Origin of the sequence: Marinomonas sp. THO17 (assembly GCF_040436405.1) — a bacterium.
Taxonomy (GTDB): Bacteria; Pseudomonadota; Gammaproteobacteria; order Pseudomonadales; family Marinomonadaceae; genus Marinomonas.
On sequence record NZ_AP031575.1, the window covers coordinates 3072850 to 3097239 of the forward strand.

General features: G+C 46.5%; 8 protein-coding genes. All 8 read right to left on the bottom strand.

Translation table 11 applies throughout. The features are described 5' to 3' along the window. Nucleotides 1-7: 7 nt before the first annotated feature. The 8 genes from ABXS85_RS14635 to ABXS85_RS14670 all read right to left on the bottom strand — a co-directional run bounded on the left by ABXS85_RS14635 (nucleotide 8) and on the right by ABXS85_RS14670 (nucleotide 24282). Complete coding sequence (locus tag ABXS85_RS14635) at nucleotides 8-1018, bottom strand: LacI family DNA-binding transcriptional regulator (protein WP_353667262.1); 1011 nt, start codon at nucleotides 1016-1018, stop codon at nucleotides 8-10. A gap of 376 nt (nucleotides 1019-1394) precedes the next feature. Further along, the gene (locus ABXS85_RS14640; RefSeq protein ID WP_353667263.1) at nucleotides 1395-2696 is read right to left on the bottom strand and encodes a SidA/IucD/PvdA family monooxygenase; all 1302 of its coding nucleotides are present in this window, start codon (nucleotides 2694-2696) and stop codon (nucleotides 1395-1397) included. A gap of 110 nt (nucleotides 2697-2806) precedes the next feature. Then, nucleotides 2807-3727 carry a GNAT family N-acetyltransferase gene (locus tag ABXS85_RS14645; protein WP_353667264.1) on the bottom strand — a complete coding sequence of 307 codons (921 nt, stop codon included), beginning with the start codon at nucleotides 3725-3727 and terminating at the stop codon, nucleotides 2807-2809. Between the two features lie 40 nt (nucleotides 3728-3767). Beyond that, nucleotides 3768-5987, bottom strand: coding sequence for a TonB-dependent siderophore receptor (locus tag ABXS85_RS14650; RefSeq protein WP_353667265.1), 2220 nt, complete (start codon nucleotides 5985-5987; stop codon nucleotides 3768-3770). Between the two features lie 146 nt (nucleotides 5988-6133). Further along, nucleotides 6134-11515, bottom strand: coding sequence for an amino acid adenylation domain-containing protein (locus ABXS85_RS14655; protein WP_353667266.1), 5382 nt, complete (start codon nucleotides 11513-11515; stop codon nucleotides 6134-6136). Continuing rightward, the gene (locus tag ABXS85_RS14660) at nucleotides 11512-22320 is read right to left on the bottom strand and encodes an amino acid adenylation domain-containing protein (RefSeq protein WP_353667267.1); all 10809 of its coding nucleotides are present in this window, start codon (nucleotides 22318-22320) and stop codon (nucleotides 11512-11514) included. The genes ABXS85_RS14655 and ABXS85_RS14660 overlap by 4 nt, the downstream gene beginning before the upstream one ends. 60 nt (nucleotides 22321-22380) lie before the next feature. Then, nucleotides 22381-22590, bottom strand: a complete 210-nt coding sequence (locus tag ABXS85_RS14665; RefSeq protein ID WP_353667268.1) for an MbtH family NRPS accessory protein — start codon at nucleotides 22588-22590, stop codon at nucleotides 22381-22383. Nucleotides 22591-22623: 33 nt separating this feature from the next. Beyond that, the gene (locus ABXS85_RS14670; protein WP_353667269.1) at nucleotides 22624-24282 is read right to left on the bottom strand and encodes a multidrug ABC transporter permease/ATP-binding protein; all 1659 of its coding nucleotides are present in this window, start codon (nucleotides 24280-24282) and stop codon (nucleotides 22624-22626) included. Nucleotides 24283-24390: the final 108 nt, after the last annotated feature.

Consider the following 24390-nt stretch of genomic DNA (forward strand, 5'->3'; position numbering starts at 1 on the left):
GGTTGTTTTAGGTGGATTCTCGAATAATGAGTTCAGCGTTAAGAGTTAAGTATAGTGGTGCTTCTTGATTGCCTTGAATGCGACTTAACAAGCGCTCGCAGGCGGTTTTGCCTATGATTTTGGAAGGTTGGCGCATAACTGTGATACCGCCTTCAAAAAGTTGCGCCCACTCGGGATCATCAATGCCAATTAAACCAATGTCACGGCGAATTTGTAGATTAAGAGCCTTTAGGGCTTTTGCAGTGCTCATCATGGCCACGCCGTTGGTGGTGAAGATGGCTTTCTTTTGTTGGGGGAATGCTGTCATGAATGTGGTGATGGTTTGTGCGATGGAATCAACACACATTTTATCCGTTTCAAATACTTGATATTGGAGTCTGGTGTTTTGTTTACAGAATTCACTGATGGCGTCCACGCGTGCTTGTCTTGGCTCAACTTCCAATGATTCTGTAATCACCAACAGAGCATCATAAGATTCCCTGACGAGATGCTGGCAAGCCTGAGTAACGGCTTGGTGATTATCTAATCCCACGGAATCATAACCAAGAGAAGTATTGATTCTGTCTACCAGTACCAAAGGACAACTTAGCTTCTGAAAATGGCTGACTTGTTTCGGTGTCATGCCTGCTGTGTTCACAATTAGGCCATCGACACGATGCGCCTCTAGTAAAGTTAAATATTGTGTCTGTAGGTCCTGTTGATTATTCGTATTACACACCATCAACATATAACCCTGTTGACGACAGACATCTTCAATGCCCTGTAACACATCAATGGAATAGGGGTTAGTTACATCTGCTAATAACAGACCAATCAGTTTGGATTGTCCTGCTTTTAGCATCCGTGCAGAGTGATTGGGGCGGTAGTCCAACAGCTTGATAGCAGAGGCGATTTTATCAATCATTTGCTCAGATAATTTATTCTGTTCGCCATTTAAATATCGCGACACACTGGTTTTGCCAACATTCGCCTGTTTGGCTACATCTGAGATGGTGGCGAAGCCTTTTTTCTTTTGCAAAATGGTTCTCGATCACTGTGAATGAGGGTATTTACTCTAATGTATGCTGGGTGTTTTAGGCAATTTTTCTATGCGGATGGTATGAGAGGGTAAATTGAAAAGAGGCATAAAAATGCCCTGAACAATGACCTGTTCAGGGCATTTGCTGGTTTAGCCTTATTGTTAAGGAAGGTACGAACAAGTCCACTGACTACGGCAACCTGCTCCTGCGTTGCTCTAACCCCCTACATCCATGTAGGTCTCCTTCGGGTCTTTCAGAGAAACGCCCTCTCTGTGTTAAGAGTGATTGAAAGGTATTAACATTCCTGCTCACTCTTGCCTTGATAGGCCATTTCTCTGATAAGACTGATGTCCAGAAGACTTATTCGCATCTTCCTTAAGCGCTTAATGCCTCTTTTGGCTTGGCAGATTTACGATCAAGCAGAGCATCAACGATTTCTTTTGAGCGAACCGCTAATACTGAAAGTAGTGTGTCACTCAAACCATGAGAAGATTCACAACAACCTTGTAAGAAGACATTGACATGGCATTGCTTGGTCATAGGAATTCGATAGCTGCGCTCAACAGGTGACACTGCCATAAAAGGCTGTATCTTACTCAGCATTTGGTTAAAACCATCATAGCGATAACCCGTGGCGAGAATCACGGCGTCATAATCTTGCCAGTTTTGTTGATTATTGATTCGATCATTTAAGCGAATGGACACCTTATTGTCTTTATTGACAGTTTCTTGAATATCGTGACAACGTAAGTATTTATGCTGTCCTTTCCCAGTGACTCTTTGTAAGTAGAGTCTTTCATAAATGGCGTGCAACTCTTCTGTGTCGACCACCGAATAATTGGTGCCACTGAAATGATTGAGAATGGATTGTCGTTCAGACTCTTTGCAAGAATAAATGTGATCAGTGAACTCAGGGTTAAAGATTTCGTTAACAAAGTGGCTGTCGTCAGCAGGGTGTAAGGCAAAGCGACGATTAATCATATGAACTTCACCTTGTTCAAATTGATTACACAGATCAACAAAAATTTCTGCGGCACTTTGTCCTGCCCCAACCACGGCTAACTTGGCGTCACTGGGCAGGGTACGGAGGTGAGTGTCACGCCACATTTTATAACCTGAAGAATGCAATACATTGGCATGTTCAAGGCCCTTAAACTGTTCTGGAAGTTTTGCTGCGCCTCCCATCCCAAGAATAAGGTTTTTTGCTACTCTGACGGTTTTTTCACCGTATTGATTGGTCGCCGTCACTCTCACTTTGGCGACCTCTCCATTGTCATCTTCTATGGGCTGAATATCGATGACTTTTTGTTCGTAATGCACAAGGTCACTAAAGTGTTGCGCCACCCAAGTAAGATAGTCATTAAACTCTAAGCGAGAAGGGTGTTGGCTGCCTAGATTGATAAAAGCATTGAGTCTGTTATGAGCATGTAGATAATTTACAAAGGTGTAAGGGCTCATTGGGTTACGTAGCGTCACCAAATCTTTGAGACATGAGATTTGCATACGCGTGCCATCCAATAGCATGCCGCCATGCCATTCAAAATGGGGTTTTTGTTCTAAGAAACAATAACTCAACTGACTTTTCTGAGCTTGTTCCTCAAGTGCGATGGCGATAGACAGGTTAGCAGGTCCTAGACCAATACCAAGCACGTCATATTCCTTAATTTCGTTTGTCATATTCACCTCATGTTCGTATTTACGTTGGCTCGCTATAAAATGGACTGTTTGCTTAATGAGGTTGAGAACCAGTTTGCTAAGATGAGCAGATGGATCTCCTCCCAATACACCTAAAAACAATCCGTGAAGAAAGTGTCTCTCAACTGGTACATTAAGGCTGAACGCTTATGGGGAAAGTCGAACTCTTTTAGTTTGGCAAACCCGTATTTTTGTAAATAAGCGATCATCTTATGGTTATCCGCTCTTGGCTCGCTGACGATCTTTGCTGTCCTTGGATCATTTAAGTAAAGGTAATGGCACACGGAAGGTAACCAAGCTGCCACCTTGTGTGCGCCACGATGTTTTTCTTCGCCGACTAGCATGTGAATGCCACGATCATAGTCGCCAACCGGATAATAAGGCGCGATGCGATCTTCTTTGGCCCAATAGGCTTCTATGTAGGCAAATGGCTCATCGTCTAAACAGACAATCAATAATTGATTTTTCGGATTGGCCGTCTGTTCCAGCAGATACGCTTTATGTTCTGCTAAACTGCCTTTTTGGTCCCAAAAGGCCGCCACACGCTCGCTGTTTTGCCATTGGTTAAACAAGGCTAAATGGGATTCGACATCCAAACCTAACAAGCGAAGGGTTTGTTTTAGTTCAGGAATATAGCGACGGTATAGTTCACCTTGTTGCGCTGCTGGGCGCATGGGGTGATATCCCGCCTGAGTTAATATCTGTTTGTGGGGGAAAGTGGGTCTTGGTTGTAGTAACCAAGGCTCTGAGCATTGCATAACCGCCTCACGCCATAGTATGGCTTGCCCAGATTCAAGGTGATGAATGAGAGACTGAACGCCAACAAGGGATTCCTCTGTGACTTGAATAGAGCGAAGCTCAGGACAAGTTTCAAATAACAGTGCGAATCCTTGCAGCTGCTCATCCTTGGCAAGCGAACAAACCTCTAACACAGCTTGACCTTGCCCTTCTGGTCGCACACTAAGGCGACCAGAAGACAGGCTCACTTCCTGTCTGCCTGAGGTAATAGACACACACGGCTCGATGGGCCGTGTGTGTCTCAGCCTTTGCTGCTTACCAGTCATAGCTCACGCTCGCAATGATGTTGCGGCTGTCGCCGTAATAGCAAGAATTAGTATCATCAGTGCTGCTAACGGTAAATGAATTACAAGTTGCAATATATTCTTTGTCAAACAGGTTTTTCACCACTACTTGGAATTTATAGTCATTCCATTGGTAATTCGCCATGGCATCAAATAAGGTGTAAGAGGGAACCTTGATGGTTTCTTTATTATCTCCATAAGAATCACCTATGTAGCGGACGCCAGCACCGACTTTTAGGCCATCTAAAATGCCGTCCATAAAGCGGTAGTTGCCCCATACAGACGCCAGTTGGTCAGCAATTTGTTGTGGGGTTTTACCTACTTTCGAGCTATCATCATCTTCTGTGACTTCAGAATCGACAAAACTCAATGTACCCACCAGAGTAAAGGCTTGGTTAAGGTTGGCCACAGCTTCAAACTCGATGCCGCGGTTACGTACTTCGCCTATTTGCTGAAAGCTTGACGTGCCACTGGTACCACTGGTGAGATTTTCCTTGGTGACCTGGTAAGCAGCGACACCAAATTGACCGTCAAAGTTTTGTGGTTTGAATTTTACTCCAACTTCGTAACTGTCGGCCCGTTCTGGATCGGCCGGATCATTGTTTTCATAGAATGAATTGATCGGCGTGAAGGACTGGGCAAAATTAGCATAGGTCACAACCCCATTACCTAGATCGTAGGAAGCGCCCACACTGGAGGTCCAAGCGTCAATGTCCACATCCGCTTTTGTTTCCGTATCAATATTATGGGTTTTATTGCTGACATCGTCATAACGTAAGCCAGCTAACAAGGTCAGTTGCTCTGTTAATTCGGCTTTATCCTGAACATAAAAACCCAACTGACGATTTTTGGTTTTGGTGGTTTCCAAGTCGTCGTCTGTTAATAATGCGAAGGTGCTGGAGTTGAGTAAAAAGAGGTTATTGCTGTAGGTAGGGTTATAAATATTGAAAGGAAGGTTAGCAGTGCCAGTTCCACCCGCCGCTACGAGAGGGTCTCTTGCATAGTCTTTGTTTTTGATGTTCAAGCTTTGGTAATCAATACCAGTCAATAAGGTGTGTTGTATTGACCCTGTAGTAAAGTCGAAAATGAAGCGGTTATCTATGTTAAAGGAATCTGAATCACCATCTGCTGTAGAAGCGGCCCTTACGATAGTGTCTCTGTCTGAATCTAGGCCGAAATCACTGGCATAGCCAACGAAATACATCTGGCGTAAATTGATGTCCATGTGACTAAAGCGCGCTGACTGTTGGAATTTCATATCTTCATTGAAAATGTGTTCCAACTCATAGCCTACCGAGGTTTGTTCCCGTTGGAAGGTTTCCCAGTCAGGGTTACCCAGTGCCGTATCGTAATCGATAGTACCATTTGTATTAGATGTTAAGGTTCCCTCTGTAGGTAAAAATTGAACATAAGGATCGGAATCGTCTTTCTGATAGCTGGCTAAAATGGTTAAGTTAGTCTTGTCGCTGATTTGCCAAGCCAAGGAAGGTGCCAATAAGGTACGTTCAGCTTCCACGCCATCCACCTTAGTGCCGTTCTCACGGGTGAGGGCCACCATGCGGAACGCCATCTTATCGTTGAGCACCTTGTTTACGTCTAGGTTGATTTCTTTGCGGTCGTAGGAGCCAACGGAACCCGTCACAGAGCCAAAGTCTTCATCCAATTGGGCTCGTTTACTGATCACATTGATAACACCACCAGGTGGTGTTTGGCCGTTTAGGGTTGACGCAGGGCCACGTAAAATCTCGATGCGTTCTAGCATGAAGGGATCGATTTGCCAGCTATAGAAGCCAGACGAATAAAGGCGTGTGCCATCTTGATACAAGCCATTATTGGCTTGGGCAAAGCCACGCACCACAAACCAATCTTGTTTATTGTCTTCACCGTAGAAATTGGTTTGGATGCTGGGAGTATATTGCAAGGCATCAGAAATACTGATGGGCGCGCGATCGTCCATTTGTTCTTGGGTTACCACGGAGACGGCGCGGGGGATTTTAACGATTTCTTCATCCGATTTGGTTGCGGTTTGCGCCACATCACTGACATAGGAAAAGTTATTTGCAGTGGAGCTTTGTTCTTCGGTATCACCTTCAACCACAATGGTGCCAATGTCTTCAGCATAGCCCACCATGCTAAAGAGTGAAAGCGTTACTGCTAGTGAAACAGGGGTTAAGCGGAACAATGAATTCATTTACAACATCCTTAAGTTATTTTTGATTATGAGAATCATTAGCATTAATCGCCGGTATTTTAATCATAATAACTGTAAAAATAAAAGCCATTTTGATAATCATTATCATTTATTTGTTTTATGTCTCTCATGTTATTTATCTTTTCTTATGATGACGTTTTTACTAGGGTGTTAGCACAGAGTAAGTTGCTTAAATCTGTAATGACTTTGGCGTGCTGAACAATGCCTAAATGGTCCGTTTCATAGTTTTGGCTGGTGACTAAGGTATTAATCTTGCTCAGCTCCGTCATCAACCAGTTTGCTCTGTCCTTGGGTTGACCAGCCCAAAAAGAATGTAAATGAGATTGTATTTTGGGTAATTGATAGCCTGCGCAAAGGGCGCGCATATGTTGTTCAACTGCCCAGCTATAAAGCAATTGTCGAGCGTTATCCGCATCCGGTTTGGCAAAGTGGTTAGCTTTCAACCAAGTATCAAAAAAGTCCGGCCATTGCTGAGGCGAACGCTGGTCAAAGCCAATTAAACAAGACTCAGCCTGTTGCTGTGATAATGTGCCGAGCAATAATTCCAGATGCATGATGAGCTTTTGCTTAGCCTGATCAGATTGCCATTGGTCTTCGGCAATTTCAGTACCGGGTACATAACAATCCAACAGGCCGATAAACTCAATTTCCTCTCCTGCCTGTTCCAGTCGCGCGGCAATTTCCTGACATAATGCGCCTCCCAGAGACCAGCCGACAAGAGTATAAGGGCCTGTTGGCTGTATTGTTTTGATGCTGGCTAAATACACGTCTGCCATGTGAGAAAAGGAGGTATCAAATTGATTGGTATAGACGAAACTTTGTGACTGTATACCATAAACGGCACGTTGACCTTCTAATGCCGAAGCTAGTTTCTGATAGCCCACTACGCGCCCCGTTACCGGGTGAAGACAGAAAATCGGCCGCTGATGGCTGTTGTTGAGTTTTTCAATTAAATTGCCATCGCCTTTGATAGTCTTGCGGGACAAGCTGTTGCCTTCTTCTAGGCTTAAGTGTTGACTGAGCTGATCTCGCCATTGCTCAGCAAAGTCTTTAACCTGGCTTTCAGTGAAGTGCGAGGTGGCAAATTCCCAGCTGGCGGTTAACCTTCCAGAGACCACTTGAGCGTTAATCACTAAGGGGGTCAACATGGTATTGAGTTCACTTTGAGCAGGTCCGCCACTGTCAATAGGTTGGCACCAATGGGCAAAATCTTGATCGGCATATTGCCCCAAATAGTTAAAGGTCAAGAGGGCGTTCACGTTAGGCGGATTCGGTGCTAAATACCTGACCCCAAAACTGATGCCACCATCTTCTCGTAGACGTTTCAATTCTTCTTCTATGCTTGAGGCATCTTGCCCCGCTTGAATCATGACAGGGTATAAGCTGGTCATCCAACCCACCAGTCGACTTAAATCCAGATCACCAAATACCGATTCTTCTCGGCCATGGCCTTCTAAATACAAAGTGAGTCCTTGCTCATTTGAGCACAGAGAGGAGACGGGTAACGCGGCCAACAAGCTGCTGGTAATGTCACGACGAGAAGTCAGTAAAGCCGCAGTTTGCTGCTCATTCAAATGCATGCTGACGCTTTTTTTGTCTCGATAAAGGGCAGGTTGAACCTCTGGATGAAGGTGATGAGACGCTTCTATCAGGCTTTGCCAGTGGGCTTGTTTTTGTTGGCAATAGTTAGACGTCCGCCATTCATTTAGCTGTTCGATGGCCATGTCCAAGCTGGCATAATTGGGTGGCAGCGATAGGGGTTGCCCTGAGGTGGCTTGTTGGTATGTCGTCCACAGGTCGTCCAATAACACTCGCCAGGCAACACCGTCTACCGCCAAATGATGAATGACCAATATAAGTCGTTGTGTTTGGTCTGGCATGGCCACTAAACCAGCTTGCAGTAATCTGCCTTGTCGTATGTCCAAACTGGTTTGTAGGCGCAGCGCAAACTCATCGAATTCGACTTCATCTTGTACTTGAGTTTGCCACAGTAGATGGTTGGGTGTGTCCTGATAGCTTTGTTGCCAATGACCTGTATGATCTGAAAATGCCAATCTTAGGCTGGGGTGATGTTCGACGAGGGCATTCAGCGCCGCTGCTAAGGCGTGGTAATCCATGGTTTGCTTTAGGGCCACACAAAGATGCTGATTCCAGTGGTTTGGTTCGGCAAAATCTTGCGCCATAAAGTGTGCTTGAATAGGCATTAGATCAAAGGGGGCTTGTGGTAAAGGTCTTTCTTTTGCCGCTTGAACCCGTTTTAAATCATGGGCAAGATCCCTCAGTATGGGTTTATTAAAAATGGTTTTGGGGGTGATGCTAAAACCGGTTAATTTGAGTTTACTGACCAATTGTAGGCAAAGAATAGAGTCGCCACCTAGGGCAAAAAAGTGATCGTGACGACCCACTTTTTCGCTACCTAAAAGGGCTTGCCAAATTTCAGCAAGCAGGGTTTCTTGTGGGGTATTGGGCGCTTCATAAGTGTGTGTGGATATCACTGGCGCAGGCGCAGGCAGGGCTTTTCGGTCAATCTTACCTGCCGGTGTAAGGGGCAGTTGTGACAAGGTGATTAATTGCGTCGGTACCATGTATTCTGGTACTTGCTCTGCCAGTTGTGCCAGTATGGATGAATGCTCAAACGTAAGCCTTTGCTGACTATGTAGATAGCCGATTAATTGGTCTTGTTTGCCTTGCTGATACACACAGACCAAGCAGGTTTCTGCGCCAGACACCTGTTGTAGACGGTTCTCTATCTCACCCAGCTCAATTCTAAAACCACGAATTTTTACTTGTTGGTCAATGCGCCCTAAGTATTCCATGATGCCATTGTCATTCCAGCGCACTAGGTCACCCGTGCGATACATGCGCTCACCATTTTGTTGAAAAGGGTCGGGTAGAAAACGTTCGCTGGTTTGTTGCGCTTGGTATAAGTAGCCGCGTGCCAGTCCAGCCTCATCGCCAATATAGAGTTCACCTTGTGCGCCAACTGGGACAGGATTTAATTCGTCATCTAATACATACAAACGACGCGAACCCACCGCTTCACCAATAGGTGCATAGGCGCTGTGCAAAGAGGTCTCTGGATAAGCGCGCCAGATGAGAGGCGTGACCACAGTTTCTGTGGGACCATAACCATTGATGATTCTGGGAGGCTTGACCACACTTTGCAGTCGGTCAAAGGTTTCCTTGGTAAAGGCTTCACCACCCAATGTCCAAGAACGCACATTGAGCTTTGTTTGGGTCGCCTCGATCCAATCTAATAACGGCGCTACATAACTGGGCGGAAAGCAAGCAATGGTGACCTTTTCTTGTTCAAGAAGGCGACAGGTTTTTTCCGCACTCCATAGGGCTTGATCACGAATAATCAGTTTGGTGCCAAACGCCAGAGGCACGGTCCAGCGTTCCACCGCACCGTCAAAACTGATGGAAGCAAAGTGCAGTTCCACATCCTCACAGGTCATGCCATATTGCTTACCTATGGTTTGTACGTGCATGCTCAAACCATCATGGGGAATGGCTACCCCTTTGGGCTTGCCGGTCGATCCTGAAGTATAAATGATGTAGGCCAACTGCTTGGGTAACAGGATGAGGTTGGGGGCGGTGATTTCATATTGGCCGAGATTCAATTCTTCAAATGCCATTCCATGAATCGAGTCTTTGGGTAATGAAGACTGAATCTCTTGCCAGCGTGAGGCAATATTATGATGGAACAGCAGTCGTTTGGTGCGTGAATCTTCGAGCATATAAGCAAGGCGCTCGGTAGGGTAATCTGGATCCAGTGGTAGGAATGCCCCGCCAGCTTTCATGATGGCCAGCATGGCGATGATCATTTCACAGCGGCGTTCAAATAACACGCCAATAGGCTCGTCTCTTTTAATACCCAGTGAGCGAAGGTGATGAGCCAACTGATTGGCTGTTGCTTCTAATTCAGCAAAGGAATATTGCTGTTGGCCTTGCTTGATGGCAATGGCGTCAGGACGTTGCTGAACTTGTTCGCTAATGAGTTGGGTAATGGGCGAAAATTGCCATTGGCCTTGTGGTTGCGAAAGACGCTGTAAACGCTGACGATCTGACGCATTAATAAGTTGAATGTTGGCCAGTGGTTGATTGAGCTGGTCTGCTAAGCTGTCAGTCATGCCTTTTAGTAACTCGAACAGCTGAGTCATTTGTGTGGCGAGAATGCGATCTTTTGCATAGGTTAAGACCACTCGGCTGGTGTCCGCCTGTTCGCGAATGTCTAATGCGACATCAAATAAAGCAAATTGCCCTGCTTGCGCAATGGCCTCAATAGTGACGTCTTGAGTCAATTTGACTTGCGGCTGAGCCATCATCTGATGATTAAATAAAACTTGGAAAAAAGGCGTCTCTCCAGCCACATTTTGTTCTAACAGTTCCGCTACCAGTTGATCAAAAGGTAACAGCTGGTGATCCTGAGCCTGTAATACTTTTTGATGGGCGTTTTGCACCGTTTCCAGTAGGGTGTGATGACTACTAATGGTCTGTTTAATAACCAAGGTATTGACAAAAAAACCAATTAAGTCCGTTACCTCTGCTCTTTGGCGATTGGCTAATGGCATGCCAATAGAGATGTCTTCTCGCTTAGCGCCTTTGGCTAAGGCGCTTTGCCAAAGTCCCAGCCATAAAGTGGAAGTGGTCACCGAGAGCTGACGAGCCAGTTGTTTGATTTGCCTATGTTGCTGAGGATCAAGTTGCCATTCTAAGCTGTCCGCCAAGCGGCGTTGGTTCAGGGCCACCTCTTGATGCCATTGAAAGAGTTTTTCGGGTTGATAAGTGCCAATTTCATGGCGCCAAAAGTCTAGGTGTTGCTGACCCTTACCAGCGTCTAATAAGGCGGTCTGCCAGATGGCATAATCCGCATATTGAATGTCTGGTGGTGACAGGGGGTGGCCTTGATAAGCATGGATCAGCTCCTTAAGGAAAATATCAATAGACCAACCGTCACAAATAATATGATGCAGGACAATTTGTAATACATGGCGTTTTTCTTTGATGTTTAGACTCAAGGCCCGAATGGGTAAACCGCGATACAGATCAAAGGCTTGATTCAAAAAATCAGCACAAGCTTGTTGTATGGTCTGTGCATCCTCTTGTTGTAAATAACGCTGCTCTATTTGCCAAGCGGGAGAAGCTTCAACGAATTGGAAGTGGTCTCCTGCCTCATCTTGAATAAAGCGGGTGCGTAAGGTGTGATGTTTTTCCATCACCTGACGTAAGGCTTGTTCAAGTCGTTCAATGTCAAGAGGCCCTATCACTTCAAAGCAACCGCCCATATGATAAGCGCTGTTTTCTGTGTCGAGTTGATAAATGTCCCACAGGCGTTTTTGTGCCGGTGATAAAGGTATGAGCTTAGGGTGATCACCTGCCACTATGGGCAGTTTTTCAAAGTTCAATCCCTTGCTATCCAGTAAGCGGATAAATTTCGTGCGTTCTTCACGCCCCAGTTGTAAAAAACGTTTTGCTAAAGCGATTTTGTCATTATTTACTGTCATAGCATGTCCAAGTCGTCCATTAATGCCGCCATGGCATCTAGCTCGTCTTGCTCCGATTCATTTTGACTGTGGTAGTGAGGTTGCAGACTGTCGGTTAAGGCCTGTAACGTAGTCGCGGCAAAGAAGTCTTTAAGGGATAAGGTCAAGCCCAACTCTTTTTGACTCAGGGCAACCACTTTAGTCGCCAATAGTGAGTGTCCGCCAAGGGCGAAGAAATTATCATCCAGCCCCACCTGATCGACCCCAAGAATGGTTTGCCAGGTTTTGGCAAACCATTGTTCGAGCTCCGATTCCGGGGCCCGGTACTGCACTTGATTCCATTCTGGTGAGGGCAAGGCTTTGCGATCACGTTTGCCGCTGGGTGATAACGGCATGCTGGTCAAAGGAATAAACAGAGCCGGTACCATGTATTCCGGTAAATGGTCTGTTAAATGACGTTTGATTTCGGCTTCGTTCACCGCTTTTCCATGTTGGCAGACCAGATACGCGACCAGTTGGGTACTGGTGTTCTTTTGCGTGCCTATCTGGTAGTCATAGGCAATGACCGCTGACTCCTCAACTTCCTCATGTTGATTTAATACGGCTTCTATTTCTTCTAACTCAATGCGCAGACCGCGAATTTTGACTTGATGATCCAGTCTGTCTAAATACTCAAGACGACCATCGGCCATGCGCAATACCTTATCGCCAGTGCGATACATGCGTGAGCCAGCCGCCCCCCATGGGTTAGGAACAAAACGTTCTGCGGTGAGGTCTGCCCGAGACAAGTACTCTCGAGCCAAACCATCACCAGCCAAATACAATTCACCGGGCACACCGATAGGCACTGGATTCCAGTTTTCGTCTAGCACATGTAATTGGGTGTTGCTGATAGGGAAGCCAATCGGGGTTCGTCGGCCCGTAGGCAACTGACATTGCCAGTAACTGACATCGATGGCCGCTTCAGTGGGGCCATATAAATTGTGCAGTTCACAATCTGACATCTGAGTCAGTACTTTGTCGACCAACTCCACTGGTAAGGCTTCACCACTGCAAATGATGCGTTGTAAACTGGTGCAGCTGGCCATGTCGGTTTCACTGGCAAAGGCATGCAACATAGAAGGAACAAAGTGAATCGTGGTGACCTTGTGCTGCACTATGGTACGGTGCAAGAGTTCGGGTTGCCTGTGGTGATCCGGTGCGGCAATGGCCAAGCGGGCACCAAACATCAGAGGCCAGAAAAATTCCCAAACAGACACGTCAAAACTAAAGGGTGTTTTCTGTAGTACACAATCTTCAGCGTCTAACTGATACTCATGTTGCATCCAGTGGAGACGATTCTGTAATGCCGCTTGCGTGTTGACTACGCCTTTTGGCAACCCAGTGGAACCTGAGGTAAAGATGACATACAGGGCTTGATCCGCTTGCCAATTTACCTCTGGTGGCGTCAGACTTTCTTGCGCCGTGTCCAGTGTGTCCAAGGTCACATATTGGCAGTGTGCAGAAGTTGGCCACAGGGTTAGCGTGGCTTGGTCTGTTAATAATAATGAGACTTCTGCGGCGTCAAGAATATAGTTGAGGCGCTCTTTCGGGAAACTTGGGTCCAGTGGCACGTAAGCGCCACCGGCACGAGTGATGGCGTGTAAGCCGATAACCAAGTCAAAGCTGCGAGGTAAACCAAGCCCCACGCGGCTTTCTTCTTTGACGCCTTGTTTGCGCAGCCAATTTGCCAGCTGGGTGACTTTACGGTCAAACTCTCTATAAGTCATGGTGTCTTCACCCATGGCAAGGGCGATGGCGTCTGGTGTCTGCTGCGCTTGCTGCATAATGCTCACAGGTGCAGGCAGTAAGCTTCGCCAATCTTTTTGGGTAGCGTTATAAGCATCGATATGGTGACGGTGCGATGAACTGACCAGAGAGAGATCGGCCACACAAGCCTGTTGATCGGTCGTTACCTGTTCGAGTAAGAGCAACCAGTGTTCGAGTAGGGATTTGGCAAAGTCTTCATCAAATACTGGAGCCGCATAGTTAACAAAACCGAGCCATTTGCTCTTAGCACTCTTGCCATCTTGCTCCGCTCCTAACGCCAACTCTTGGATGTCCATACTCAGCTCAAGCTGTGCTCCCACCACACCGGGGTCAAATAATTGAATGTCTAACTCTGTTATTTGTTGCAATGGATTGAGATCCATTTGCTGGAAGTTAAAACTGGTTTGGTAAAGTGGGTGTTGTTGTAAATTACCGGTAATACCTAGGCGTTCCACCAGGGTTTCAAAAGGCACCTCTTGGCGGCTTAGGGCCTGTTGAACAAAATCACTGACCTGATTAATTAAGTCGCTAAAGCGGCTGGTGGCCTGAATATGAATAGGTATGGTTAGACTGTTAATAAAGCAGCCTTGCATGGCCTGAGTTTGTGCTTGTTGACGTCCTGCCACTGGCACGCCAACACGGATATCTTGTTGGCCAGAGTATTTATGCATTAACAGCTGCCACAGTGTCAGCATAATGTTGAACACAGTGGTGTGGTGTGCTTGGGCAAGCTGCTTGATATTGTCTATCTGTTGTTGACTTAGCTCAAAATGATAACGCTTGCCAGTGATAGGGTGAGCATCTCTGGGCACTTCACTGTGCAGAATTAAAGGTTCTACCTCATGCTGTAATGCCGCTAGCCACCATTGTAAGTCTTGCTGGGCTTGCGCACTCTGTAACCAGTTTTGTTGCCAAGCGGCATAGTCCACATAATCCACACTGGGCGCTGTGTTGGTGTCGATTAACTGACCCTCAGACAAGGCTTGGTAACATTCGAACCACTCTTTTAATACTTTCTGTATGGACACGCCATCGCTAATGATGTGATGAAGAATGATAATGAGATGGTGCTCATTGGCCTGTTGGCAAATAAGGTGAACACGCAATAAGGGGGCACTGGCAAAATCAAAGGGTTCTGCAATCCATTGCATGATCTGATCTGTGCTAACAGCGTCCTGATGATATGAGATAGGCAGTTCCGCTTGTGGCTGAATGCTTTGCATCAGTTCACCTTCTACTTGGGCAAAGGTGGTACGGAAAATCTCGTGTTTATTGAGCAAGTGATGCAGTGCTTGTTGCAGTCTTTCTTTATCTAATTGGCCTGTTAGTTTGATGCCAAGTGGCATGTGATAAGCGGCGCTTTCAGGCATCAGCTGTTGCACAAACCAAAGGCGTTTTTGCGCTGCGCTGACAGCTAGGTAAGGCAAACGCGTTATGGGTTGGATGGTTAGGTCTTGGCTGCTCATCTGACAAAGCTTGGCCATTTCGGACAATACAGGTGCGTCGAAGACACTTTGCAAGGCCAGTTGAATGCGATGTTTGTGTTGTAAGCGACCCACTAATTGTGTGGCCAATAGGGATTGTCCGCCGAGGGCAAAGAAGTCGTCAAAACGGCTGACCTGTTCGAGTTTGAGCAGTGCTTGCCATTCTGTTGCCAGTAATCTTTCCAATTCACCTTGTGGAGCAACATACTCATCACTTGATCTGCTTAGCTCAGGCAAAGGCAGACGTTTTTTGTCCACTTTACTGGCAGGTGTAAGCGGCAATGCGTCCATCACAATCAACTGCGAAGGCAGCATATAGTCAGGCAAGCTGAGCTTCATTTGTTGCAGAATGGCTTGACTATCCAGGTCAGTATGTTGGCTCTCCAGATAGCCTATTAAGACTTTACCGCTTGGCCCATCTAGGGCTATGACGGCGCTTTGTCGGCAGCCACTGAGTTGTTGCAGACGGGCTTCAATTTCGCCTAACTCAATACGGAAACCGCGTATTTTTACCTGATCATCAGCACGCCCCAAATATTCCATCACACCATCTTCTCGCCAGCGAACCAAATCACCGGTGCGATACAAGCGTTCGCCTTGTTGACTAAAGGGGTTAGGTAAGAAGCGTTCTGCGGTCAAATCGGGACGAGCGAGATAGCCTCGTGCTAAACCGGCTTCATCGCCTATGTAGAGCTCCCCACTGACCCCACTGGGTACGGGCTGCAATGCTTTGTCGAGAACAAACAAATCACGAGCACCCACCGCGGTTCCTATCGGTGCATAAGCACTATCAAGCTGTGTGTCTGGATAGGCTTGCCAGATCAAAGGGGTGACGACGGTTTCGGTGGGGCCATAGCCATTGATAATGCGCTGTGGTTTGAGGGTTTGCTGTAAAGCAAAATAGGTATCCCGAGTAAAGGCTTCGCCTCCTAAAGTCCAAGAACGTACTTTGAGATTAGCAGCTAGCTCACTAGACTGTATCCACTCTAATAGCGGGCCAACATAGCTTGGCGGGAAACAAGCAATGGTGATCTCTTCTCTGGCGAGTACCGCGCAGGTTTCCTCGGCACTCCACAAGCTTTGATCACGAATCACCAAGCTGGAACCAAAAGCAAGGGGGGTAGCCCAGCGCTCTATGGCACCATCAAAACTGATGGAGGCAAAATGCAGCTCTTTGTCATCCAATTGCATGCCATAGCGTTGACCTATGGTCTGTACATGCATGCTTAAACCCAGTTGCGACACACAAACGCCCTTAGGTTGTCCTGTGGAACCCGAAGTGTAGATAACGTAAGCGAGTTGGTCGGCAAGTAGCTGAGGCGGTGTCGTTAGGGATAACGACAAGTCGAAGGCATCAAACACCATAGACTTAATGCTGGGGGCGATGTGTTGGGCAAGCGACTGAGATGCTGAGTCGGTGATTAACATGACCGCCTGACTGTCCGACAGCATATAGCTTAAGCGTTCTTGAGGATAGGCTGGATCCAGAGGAAGAAAGGCCGCCCCCGCCTTTAAAATACCTATCATACTGACCAGCATGTCGTTGCCGCGTTGGCACAACACGCCAACGATATTTTCTCTTTGAATACCTTGCTGTATTAGGCTGGCGGCGATGGCATCGGTTTGTTGGTCGAGTTCAGCATAGCTCAAGCTTATCGCCGTTTGGCCTTGATTCACCAAGACATTGGACTTTAACGCGAGGTGTTGAGGGTGTTGCACGGCTTGCTGTTTGAGCAATTCGGTAAAGGGTGCGTAGTGCCAAGGTTCACAGGCTTTAGTGTGAGCTTTGAGGGCGGCGTCTTGGCCTTTATCCAATACCGGGATCTTGCCCAATGGCGCAGTTAAATACCTCACCAATTGTTCAAGAAAATGCTGTGTTGTGAGCTGTAAAGCATGAATTTGCTCGGCATGAAAACACGCCGTATCGTAAGCAAAAATCACGCTTAACCCATCATCAGGTAAGACGGCCAGTGTCAGAGGGTAATGGGTGAATTCATAGCTGTCTGGCTCGCCGATGCGAATATCCCCTTGATTTAGCTGGGCTTTATCGAGGGGATAATTTTCAAATACCATCAGGGTATCGAACAGTTTGCCAGCGTCCAGTGGTGAGCAGTTTGCTACATCGGAAAGCGCGCTGTAGCTAAATTCTCGTTGCTGACTGGCTTGGTCTTGTAAGTTTTTCAACCAATCTTGTGTGTTGCTTTGCCAATCAATCCTGCTGGTAATGGGCAAGGTATTGATAAAGAGCCCCACCATGTTGTCACTGTTGGCAAAAGACGAGGGGCGACCGGTAACCGTATTGCCAAAGATAGGATTGTCTTGACCTGTATAGCGTTGCAGGGTCAGTAACCAAGCCCCTTGAATTAAAGTGTTTAGGGTCAGTCCAGATTGCTTGAGTGTATGCTGCCATTGCTCACGAGTGGCAGTGTCAATCTGCAAAATATCCCTTACGTGTCCCTGTTGGGGTTGAGCTTGACCATAAAGGTCAGCTAACAAGGTCGGCGCTTCAGTCTGGCGCAAATAGTCTTGCCAATAATCCTGTGACGCGCTGCTTGATTGTTGATTAAGCCAAGTGAGGTAATCGGCAAAATCTTCTTGCACTGGGGGCAGGGAGTGACCTTGATAAAGATTAATCAGCTCGGCAAATAGCACGCCGGTGCTCCAACCGTCCATTAATAGATGATGAATGGTAAAGATGCAGTGTAAAACGGGCTCTGATGTCTGTACCAAGTCGACTCGCCACAAGGGTTGAGGCACATGGTTAAGTGCTTGTGTCAGATTAAAACCTTGTGCAATCAGATTTTGTTGAAGGCTGTTAAGGCTAACCTCATCTTGATCGCGGACATCATGGTAAGCACTGCTTACAGGCAGATTTGGCCACACCAAAAAATGGGCTTGTCCCTCAATTTGACTAATGGTTGAGCGCAACATACTGTGGCGTGCCATGAGTTGCTGCCAGCAGCTTAATAATTTGTCGGCGTTAGCACCCTCTATAGGTAAGGTGATTTGATTGACATAAGTGTGTTGATTATTCGCCAATTGAGTGTGGAAATAGAGCCCTTGTTGTAAGGCAGATAAGGGCAGTATCTTGTCCACGAGTTGGGTATTCTGCCTTGATAATAGGTTATGACTTACCTGTGTGAGATTAGGCTGAGTCAATGACGTAAGTTTGGCGTCCTGTGTGGTGAGAATAGGCGACTGATGCTGGCAATATTGTGTGATGGTATCAGCGGCACTCGCCAATTGTTGAATGAGTTGTTCGACTTGCTGGGCATCAAATAACGCCTCATCTGTCTCAAGATCAAACAGGATACCTTGCTTGGTTTCAGAAAGGTTCAATGTGATGGCGGCATCTGCCGTTACGTCTTGGGCGCGCCATAAACCAAATTCGTTGATTTTTATGTCTGCAATCTGGTGCTGTGCGGCACTACCAAGGTAGTTAAATAAGACATCGATACTGGGGGCATAGGACCAGGCCTCTTGTAGAATGCCTGCCGAATAACCTATCCCGCCAAATGGCACTTGGCAAGCAATGTCTTTGATGAAGGCAAGGGTGTCGCCTAAGGTCTCTTGAAGCTCGATCGTTTGTGGATATAAGGCCGTATGCCAGTTCACACTGCGCGACAAATCTAACTGGAAAGGCTCGGCAAAACGGCCGTGGCTTTCTTTATGCAATGTCAGACGCGTCAGAGAGGTTAAGGAGGCAATCCCCTGGACAACAAGACTCATTAAGCTGGTTTCTTTGTCCATTCTGGCAAAGCCTTGGGTGCTGGAAAATAGGGCATCCGCTTGATGTTTTGGCAGTAGCCATTGGTGAGTTTGCGCTGTGCTGCGCTTAGCTGGGAAATGCGCAGCGCCTTGTTGAGCTTGCCAGTATTGGATTTCCTGCTGGGTTAATTGATAGCTTTTCAGTGCTTGATACCAGTCTTCTTGATGGTGTGTTTTTGCTGCTAAAGCAGGACGATTTTTATCAAGCACACCTTGATAAAGCTGGATAAGATCTTCCAAAAGAACAGGCCAAGAGAGTGCATCAATGACCAAATGGTGTACCGCTAACAGTACCTCACCCTCTTGGAGGTTGACGCCTAATGACAACAGACACCCTGTCTCAGGCTGTAGCGCTGAGTGTACTTTGTGGTCATCTATCTGTTGCGCATAGGTTTGTAACGTAAATTTTCCATCCTCAAGGTAGCGCGCGGTGGCTTGGTTGCTCCCTTGAGGAAGAGTAAAGGCCAACCTTAACGCATCGTGATGTTGTAACACCTGTGATAAAGCCAGTTGCAGGGCATTGATATCAATAGGCGCAGGCAGCACAAAGCGAGCAAATTGGTTGCAAAGGGACAAAGCATACTGCGCCACAAAACGAGACTGCATGGGCAATAAGGAGACTTCGCCTGTCAGCAAGCCTTGTTGTGCGGGTTGAGTTTGGTTGTCGATCACACACTCAGCCATGTCAGACAAGACAGGATGTTCAAATACCTGTTTGGGGGTGAGCATGAGGTGTTGTTGGCGTAATTTACCGACCAATTGCAGGGCACTGATAGAGTCGCCACCAAGGGCAAAGAAGTGACTATCTGCTCCTATGCTTGGCACATTTAACAGGCTTTGCCACAAACTGGCCAATAAGTGTTGTCTTGGTGTACTAAGACGGCAAAGTGATTGGGCTTGTTGAAGTGCTTGCCATTGCGGTGCGGGTAGGTTCTTGCGATCAATCTTACCGGCTGGCGTAATGGGTAATTGTGCTTCAATCACTATGTGAGAAGGCACCATATAATCTGGAAGTTGTTGGCTTAGTGCGGCCAACCAGTTTTGTGCATCTTGTTGACTGGCTTGACTTTGCACATAAGCAACGAGCTTTTTACCACTTGGCGAATCCTGTGTGATTACGGCACAGAGTTTAGCATTCGTCAGCGCCTGCAGGCGTGATTCAATTTCCCCTAGCTCAATACGAAATCCGCGAATTTTGACCTGCTGATCGACACGACCAAAGTACTCAATAATACCTTGTTCATTGAGTCGGACAAGATCGCCCGTTCGATACATTCGTTCCCCGTTGGCGGAAAAAGGATCCGCTAAAAAACGTTCAGCAGAAAGTCCGGCTTGATTCAAATAACCACGGGCAAGGCCGACTTCCAGACCTATGTAAAGCTCACCTATGGTGCCTGCAGGAAGAGGCTGCAGCTGATTATCCAAAATATAAAGCTGGCGTGCGCCAACGGGCGAGCCAATTGGAGCATAAGCGCTGGTTAGAGCATCCTCGGCGTAGGCACGCCATATAAGTGGCGTGACAACGGTTTCGGTTGGCCCATAGCCATTAATGATTCTGGGAGGCTTAATGACCTGTTGAATACGCTCAAAGGTCTCGCGGGTAAAGGCTTCACCACCCAGAGTCAGTGAACGTAGGTCCGGTAATGACGTGTTGCTGTCGGCTATCCAATCCAATAAAGGGCCGATGTAACTGGGTGGAAAGCAGGCGATAGTAACCTTCTCTTGAAGCAATATTTGCGTGGTTTGCTCAGCTGTCCACAGTGCTTGATCGCGGATAATCAGTCGTGCGCCAAATGCCAACGGAACTGTCCAGCGTTCTATGGCACCGTCAAAACTGATCGATGCAAAATGCAGTTCTGTGTCTGCAGGTGTCATATCATAGTCTTTGCCTATGGTTTGCACGTGCATACTCAAGCCTTGATGGTTGATGGCAACGCCTTTTGGCGTTCCAGTAGAGCCTGAAGTATAGATAACATAGGCGAGGTGCAGTGGGTGTGGTTTGATATTGGGAGCAGAAATAGGCTGATGCTTTAAAGACAAGGATTCAATTGCGATAACCGGCTTATTCGTTAATTGTTTGCCTTGTTCAATGAGTGTGTTTTGCGTGAGCAAGAGAAGAGCATCACTGTCATTTAACATAAAGTTCAGGCGTTGCTCAGGATAATCCGGATCGAGAGGTAAAAAGGCCCCTCCAGCTTTCAATACGGCAATCATGGTGACGAATAGCTGGATGCCACGTTCCATCATGATGCCAACAATACCATCGGCTTGAACGCCTGATGCCACTAAATAGTGAGCAAGTTGGTTACTTTGCTTCTCTAATTCACCATAAGAAAGGGTCTGAGAACCATGTTGTAGGGCGATTTGCTTGCTATGATCTTTCGCCTGTCGGCTCAGCAGATCGGTAAAAACGACTGGGTTCCAGTCTGGCGCTAAAGGAGACAAGGGCTTTAGCAGAGCTTGCTCCTTTTCCCCTAATAGATTCACTTGCGCTTTTTTCTGTTCTGGTGCTTGGCACAGTTGCAGCAGAATATGTTGGTAAGAATCGATAAGGCGAAGAATAAAATCTTCTGGGTATTTTTCTGCAGCATAAACAAAACGCACGGTCAGTTGTGTATGACTGATCGCATCTAATACCAATTCAAACGGCGTCTCTACGACCGGAAATTCTTCAAATGTTAACTGATAATTAGCAACCTTGACGGTGAGTCCATCCCCATGGGTGCGGTAATTAAACGCATAGTTGGGCAGTGATTGTTGCGTGCACAGCTGCTCAGCAGAAAAGCCCTCAAACGAAATCGATTTTGCTAGTTTTTCTCGCACAGCTTGAATGATGTCGTTAAAAGTATCAGTCGTCTTGATGGATAACCCCAGTACGGCATTGCCGACATAAAAGCCGACATTGCGACGATTGTTACTGTTTCTGTTAAGGGTTGGCACAATGATGGCTGGATGTGGGTGATTCGCATACAGAGACAAGGTTAATAACAATGCGCTGGATAAAAGTTCAAATTTTGTCACGCCAAGTGTTTTAGCGGCATTGTCGACCATCTGGGTTTGCGAGGGACTAAGGGTGTTTTCAATATGTCCTGCTTGATAGCTGGCATCTGTTATGGTGGATTGGGGCTTGAGCTGCAATGGTTCATCCGAGAGTAGTTCAAGGCTTTGCCATTTTTGTTGTGCGTCATCCAATTCTTCAGGAGACTTAGAGCGTCTAGCATGGGAGAAGAAATCTTCTCCAGTTTTGGTCTTTGCGCTAACGCCTTTTAGGTAAGATAAAATCGATTTGCAGCAAAGCGACAGGCTCCAAGCATCGCCAATTAAATGATGCAAGGCTAACAATACGGCATAGCTTTGATCACTGATTTGATAAATGCCTAAACGCAATAGTCGACTATTGGTCAATTGATAGGGTGAATAGGCTTTTTGGCGAGCGTCCTGTTTTAGCCAGTCGTAAGGATTTTGGTGATGTCGAAGGTCATGAACTTCAATGTCTAGGTCAGGGCTATTATACTTTTGTAAAGGTGTGCCCGTGCTGTCGTCGATCGTGATGGTAAAGGCTGGGTGATCGGCCACCATGTATAACAAAGCTTGCTGCAAGCGATCAGGGGATAGGCGAGGATCGTCAAACCACAGTAGGCCACCTATGTTATAGGCAAGGCTGTTGGGTTTTAATTGATGGAACATCCATAAGCGTTGCTGAGAAGCGGATAAAGGGCAAACTTGGTCAGAGACGTCAGCGTTGCAGAGATCTTCAATTGACATGGCTTCCTACCTAATTTTTTGAAAAATAACAGCAAGTGATTTTTGTTGAAAAGTTGATTATCAATCTGTTGTTGCTAGAGCATCCCGCAAACTTTTGGGGCGCATGTCAGTCCAAACAGTATTAATGTGGGCTAAACAGGTTTCTTTATTGCCCACTATGCCGACTTCGCTCCAACCTGTGGGGACAGGGTGGTAAGTGGGCCAAATGCTGTATTGTTCTTGACCATTAATGACCACGGTGAATTCGGTGTTGGGGTTATCAATACTCATAAAATAAGCCTCTCGTTGAATTTGTGTTTTCCGTTATAAGAGAACCTGTGATGGTTTTCGTTGCGTCGAGTTTGCTTGGTTCGCGATGCTAATTTCACAGAGCTGACCTAGGTCCATTTTGAATATCTTGTCAGCCGCAGCGAAATATTTGTCATCATGGGTAATGGCAATCACAGTCACACCGCGAGCTTTAAGTAACGGCAGTAAGTCTTCATAAAAAGTGCGTCTGAAGGTTGGGTCTTGATCTGCCGCCCATTCATCCAGCAGTAGGCAGCCTCGTTTTTCAGATACCGCCATCAGCAGGGCGAGTCGTTTACGCTGCCCTTGGGAGTAGCGAGTGTCAGAAAGGTAGCCATCTTGATGCGAGACTTTATGCGTCATTTCTAATAAAGACATCCACTCATCAATCTTAGCGTTATCGATATTGTTACCATCGCCATCGGTTATTTGATGAAACAAATAGAAGTCACTGAATACGGCGGAAAACTGTCGTCTATAGTCTTGCCACTTGTCGAGCGCTATGGCTTTTTCATTGAGGAAAAATTGACCTGAGTGTGGACGGTATAAACCGGTTAATAAATTGGCAAAAGTGGATTTGCCACTGCCATTACCGCCAATGATGAAGAGGATTTCACCCTTGTTTACTGAGAAATCAATAGGGCCAACTTGAAACGGTTGGTCATCCCCATCCGCTGGATATTCATACACAACCTGTTGCAAACGTAGCTGTGAAAATGTGCTGGTCTCTGTTGGTTGATCGTCGAGGGAATCATTTGCACTGAGAGACAAGTTCTCTAACTTTTGCATGGATATATTGGCGGTGACTAAGGTTGGAATGGAGCCGACCGCTGACATGAGAGGCGTTCGCATGAATAATATAATCAAGGCAAAAGAAGAGGCCACATCAAATGTTGCCCAATTCAGTCCTAGGGCGAGATAGTAATTCAGACCAATTAGCGCCAACACAATGACGTTTGCAATGTTGGCGGCAAAGCCATTGAGAACATCTGCACGCGTGACTTGGTTACGATAGGTTTGAGCGTTTTCTTTAAATTCGTCGTTAAAGTAACGTTTAGCGCGACCTGGATTAAGTGACAGTTCTTTGCGACCTTCAATAAAGGACTGATAATCTTGATAAAGCTTGTCATCGAACTCACGCACCTGAGTGATGTGGTAGGCGATCTTATTGACCAAGCCAAAACCCAATATGCCAGTGAAGGCCAATAGTGAGATGCTGACGGCAAAGAGTGCAGGCGACAGAAACGCCAAATACCCTAACGCCAGAAAGCAAAGCACAATGCCATAAATGAGCTCTGGTAAGTGGACAAAGGCGAAAGTGACATTACGAATGTCTGTGCTCAATGAAGCCAGTAAGCGGGCGCTACCAATGCGTTCAATTTGTTCTATGTCGGTATTGATGAGTTGCTTAATAAGTTGGCAACGTTTGTTAAAAACAAATTGATGACCAAGCTTGTGAAGGGCCATTTGTGCCACTGTGGCGGTCACTAATAACACAGCAAGCAATAGAAAAAATTGCCACAAGATATCCAAGGTTAATTGCGCTTGGCTAAGCAACTTATATTGAATAAAAGCGATGACACCCACCGTAAGAAGTGCGCTAACCATGCTCAAAAAGATGACGGCGAGTAAAGATTTGCTTTGGTTTGCTGAAAGTTGAAGCAGTAGTTTCATAGTGAGTCCATTAATAACTGTGTTTAAAAGCCTTAATTATTCCCTAGGCAGCACGTTCAAAAGCCTTTACTGAGGTGGCATTTTATATAATAAGATCATTAATGCAAA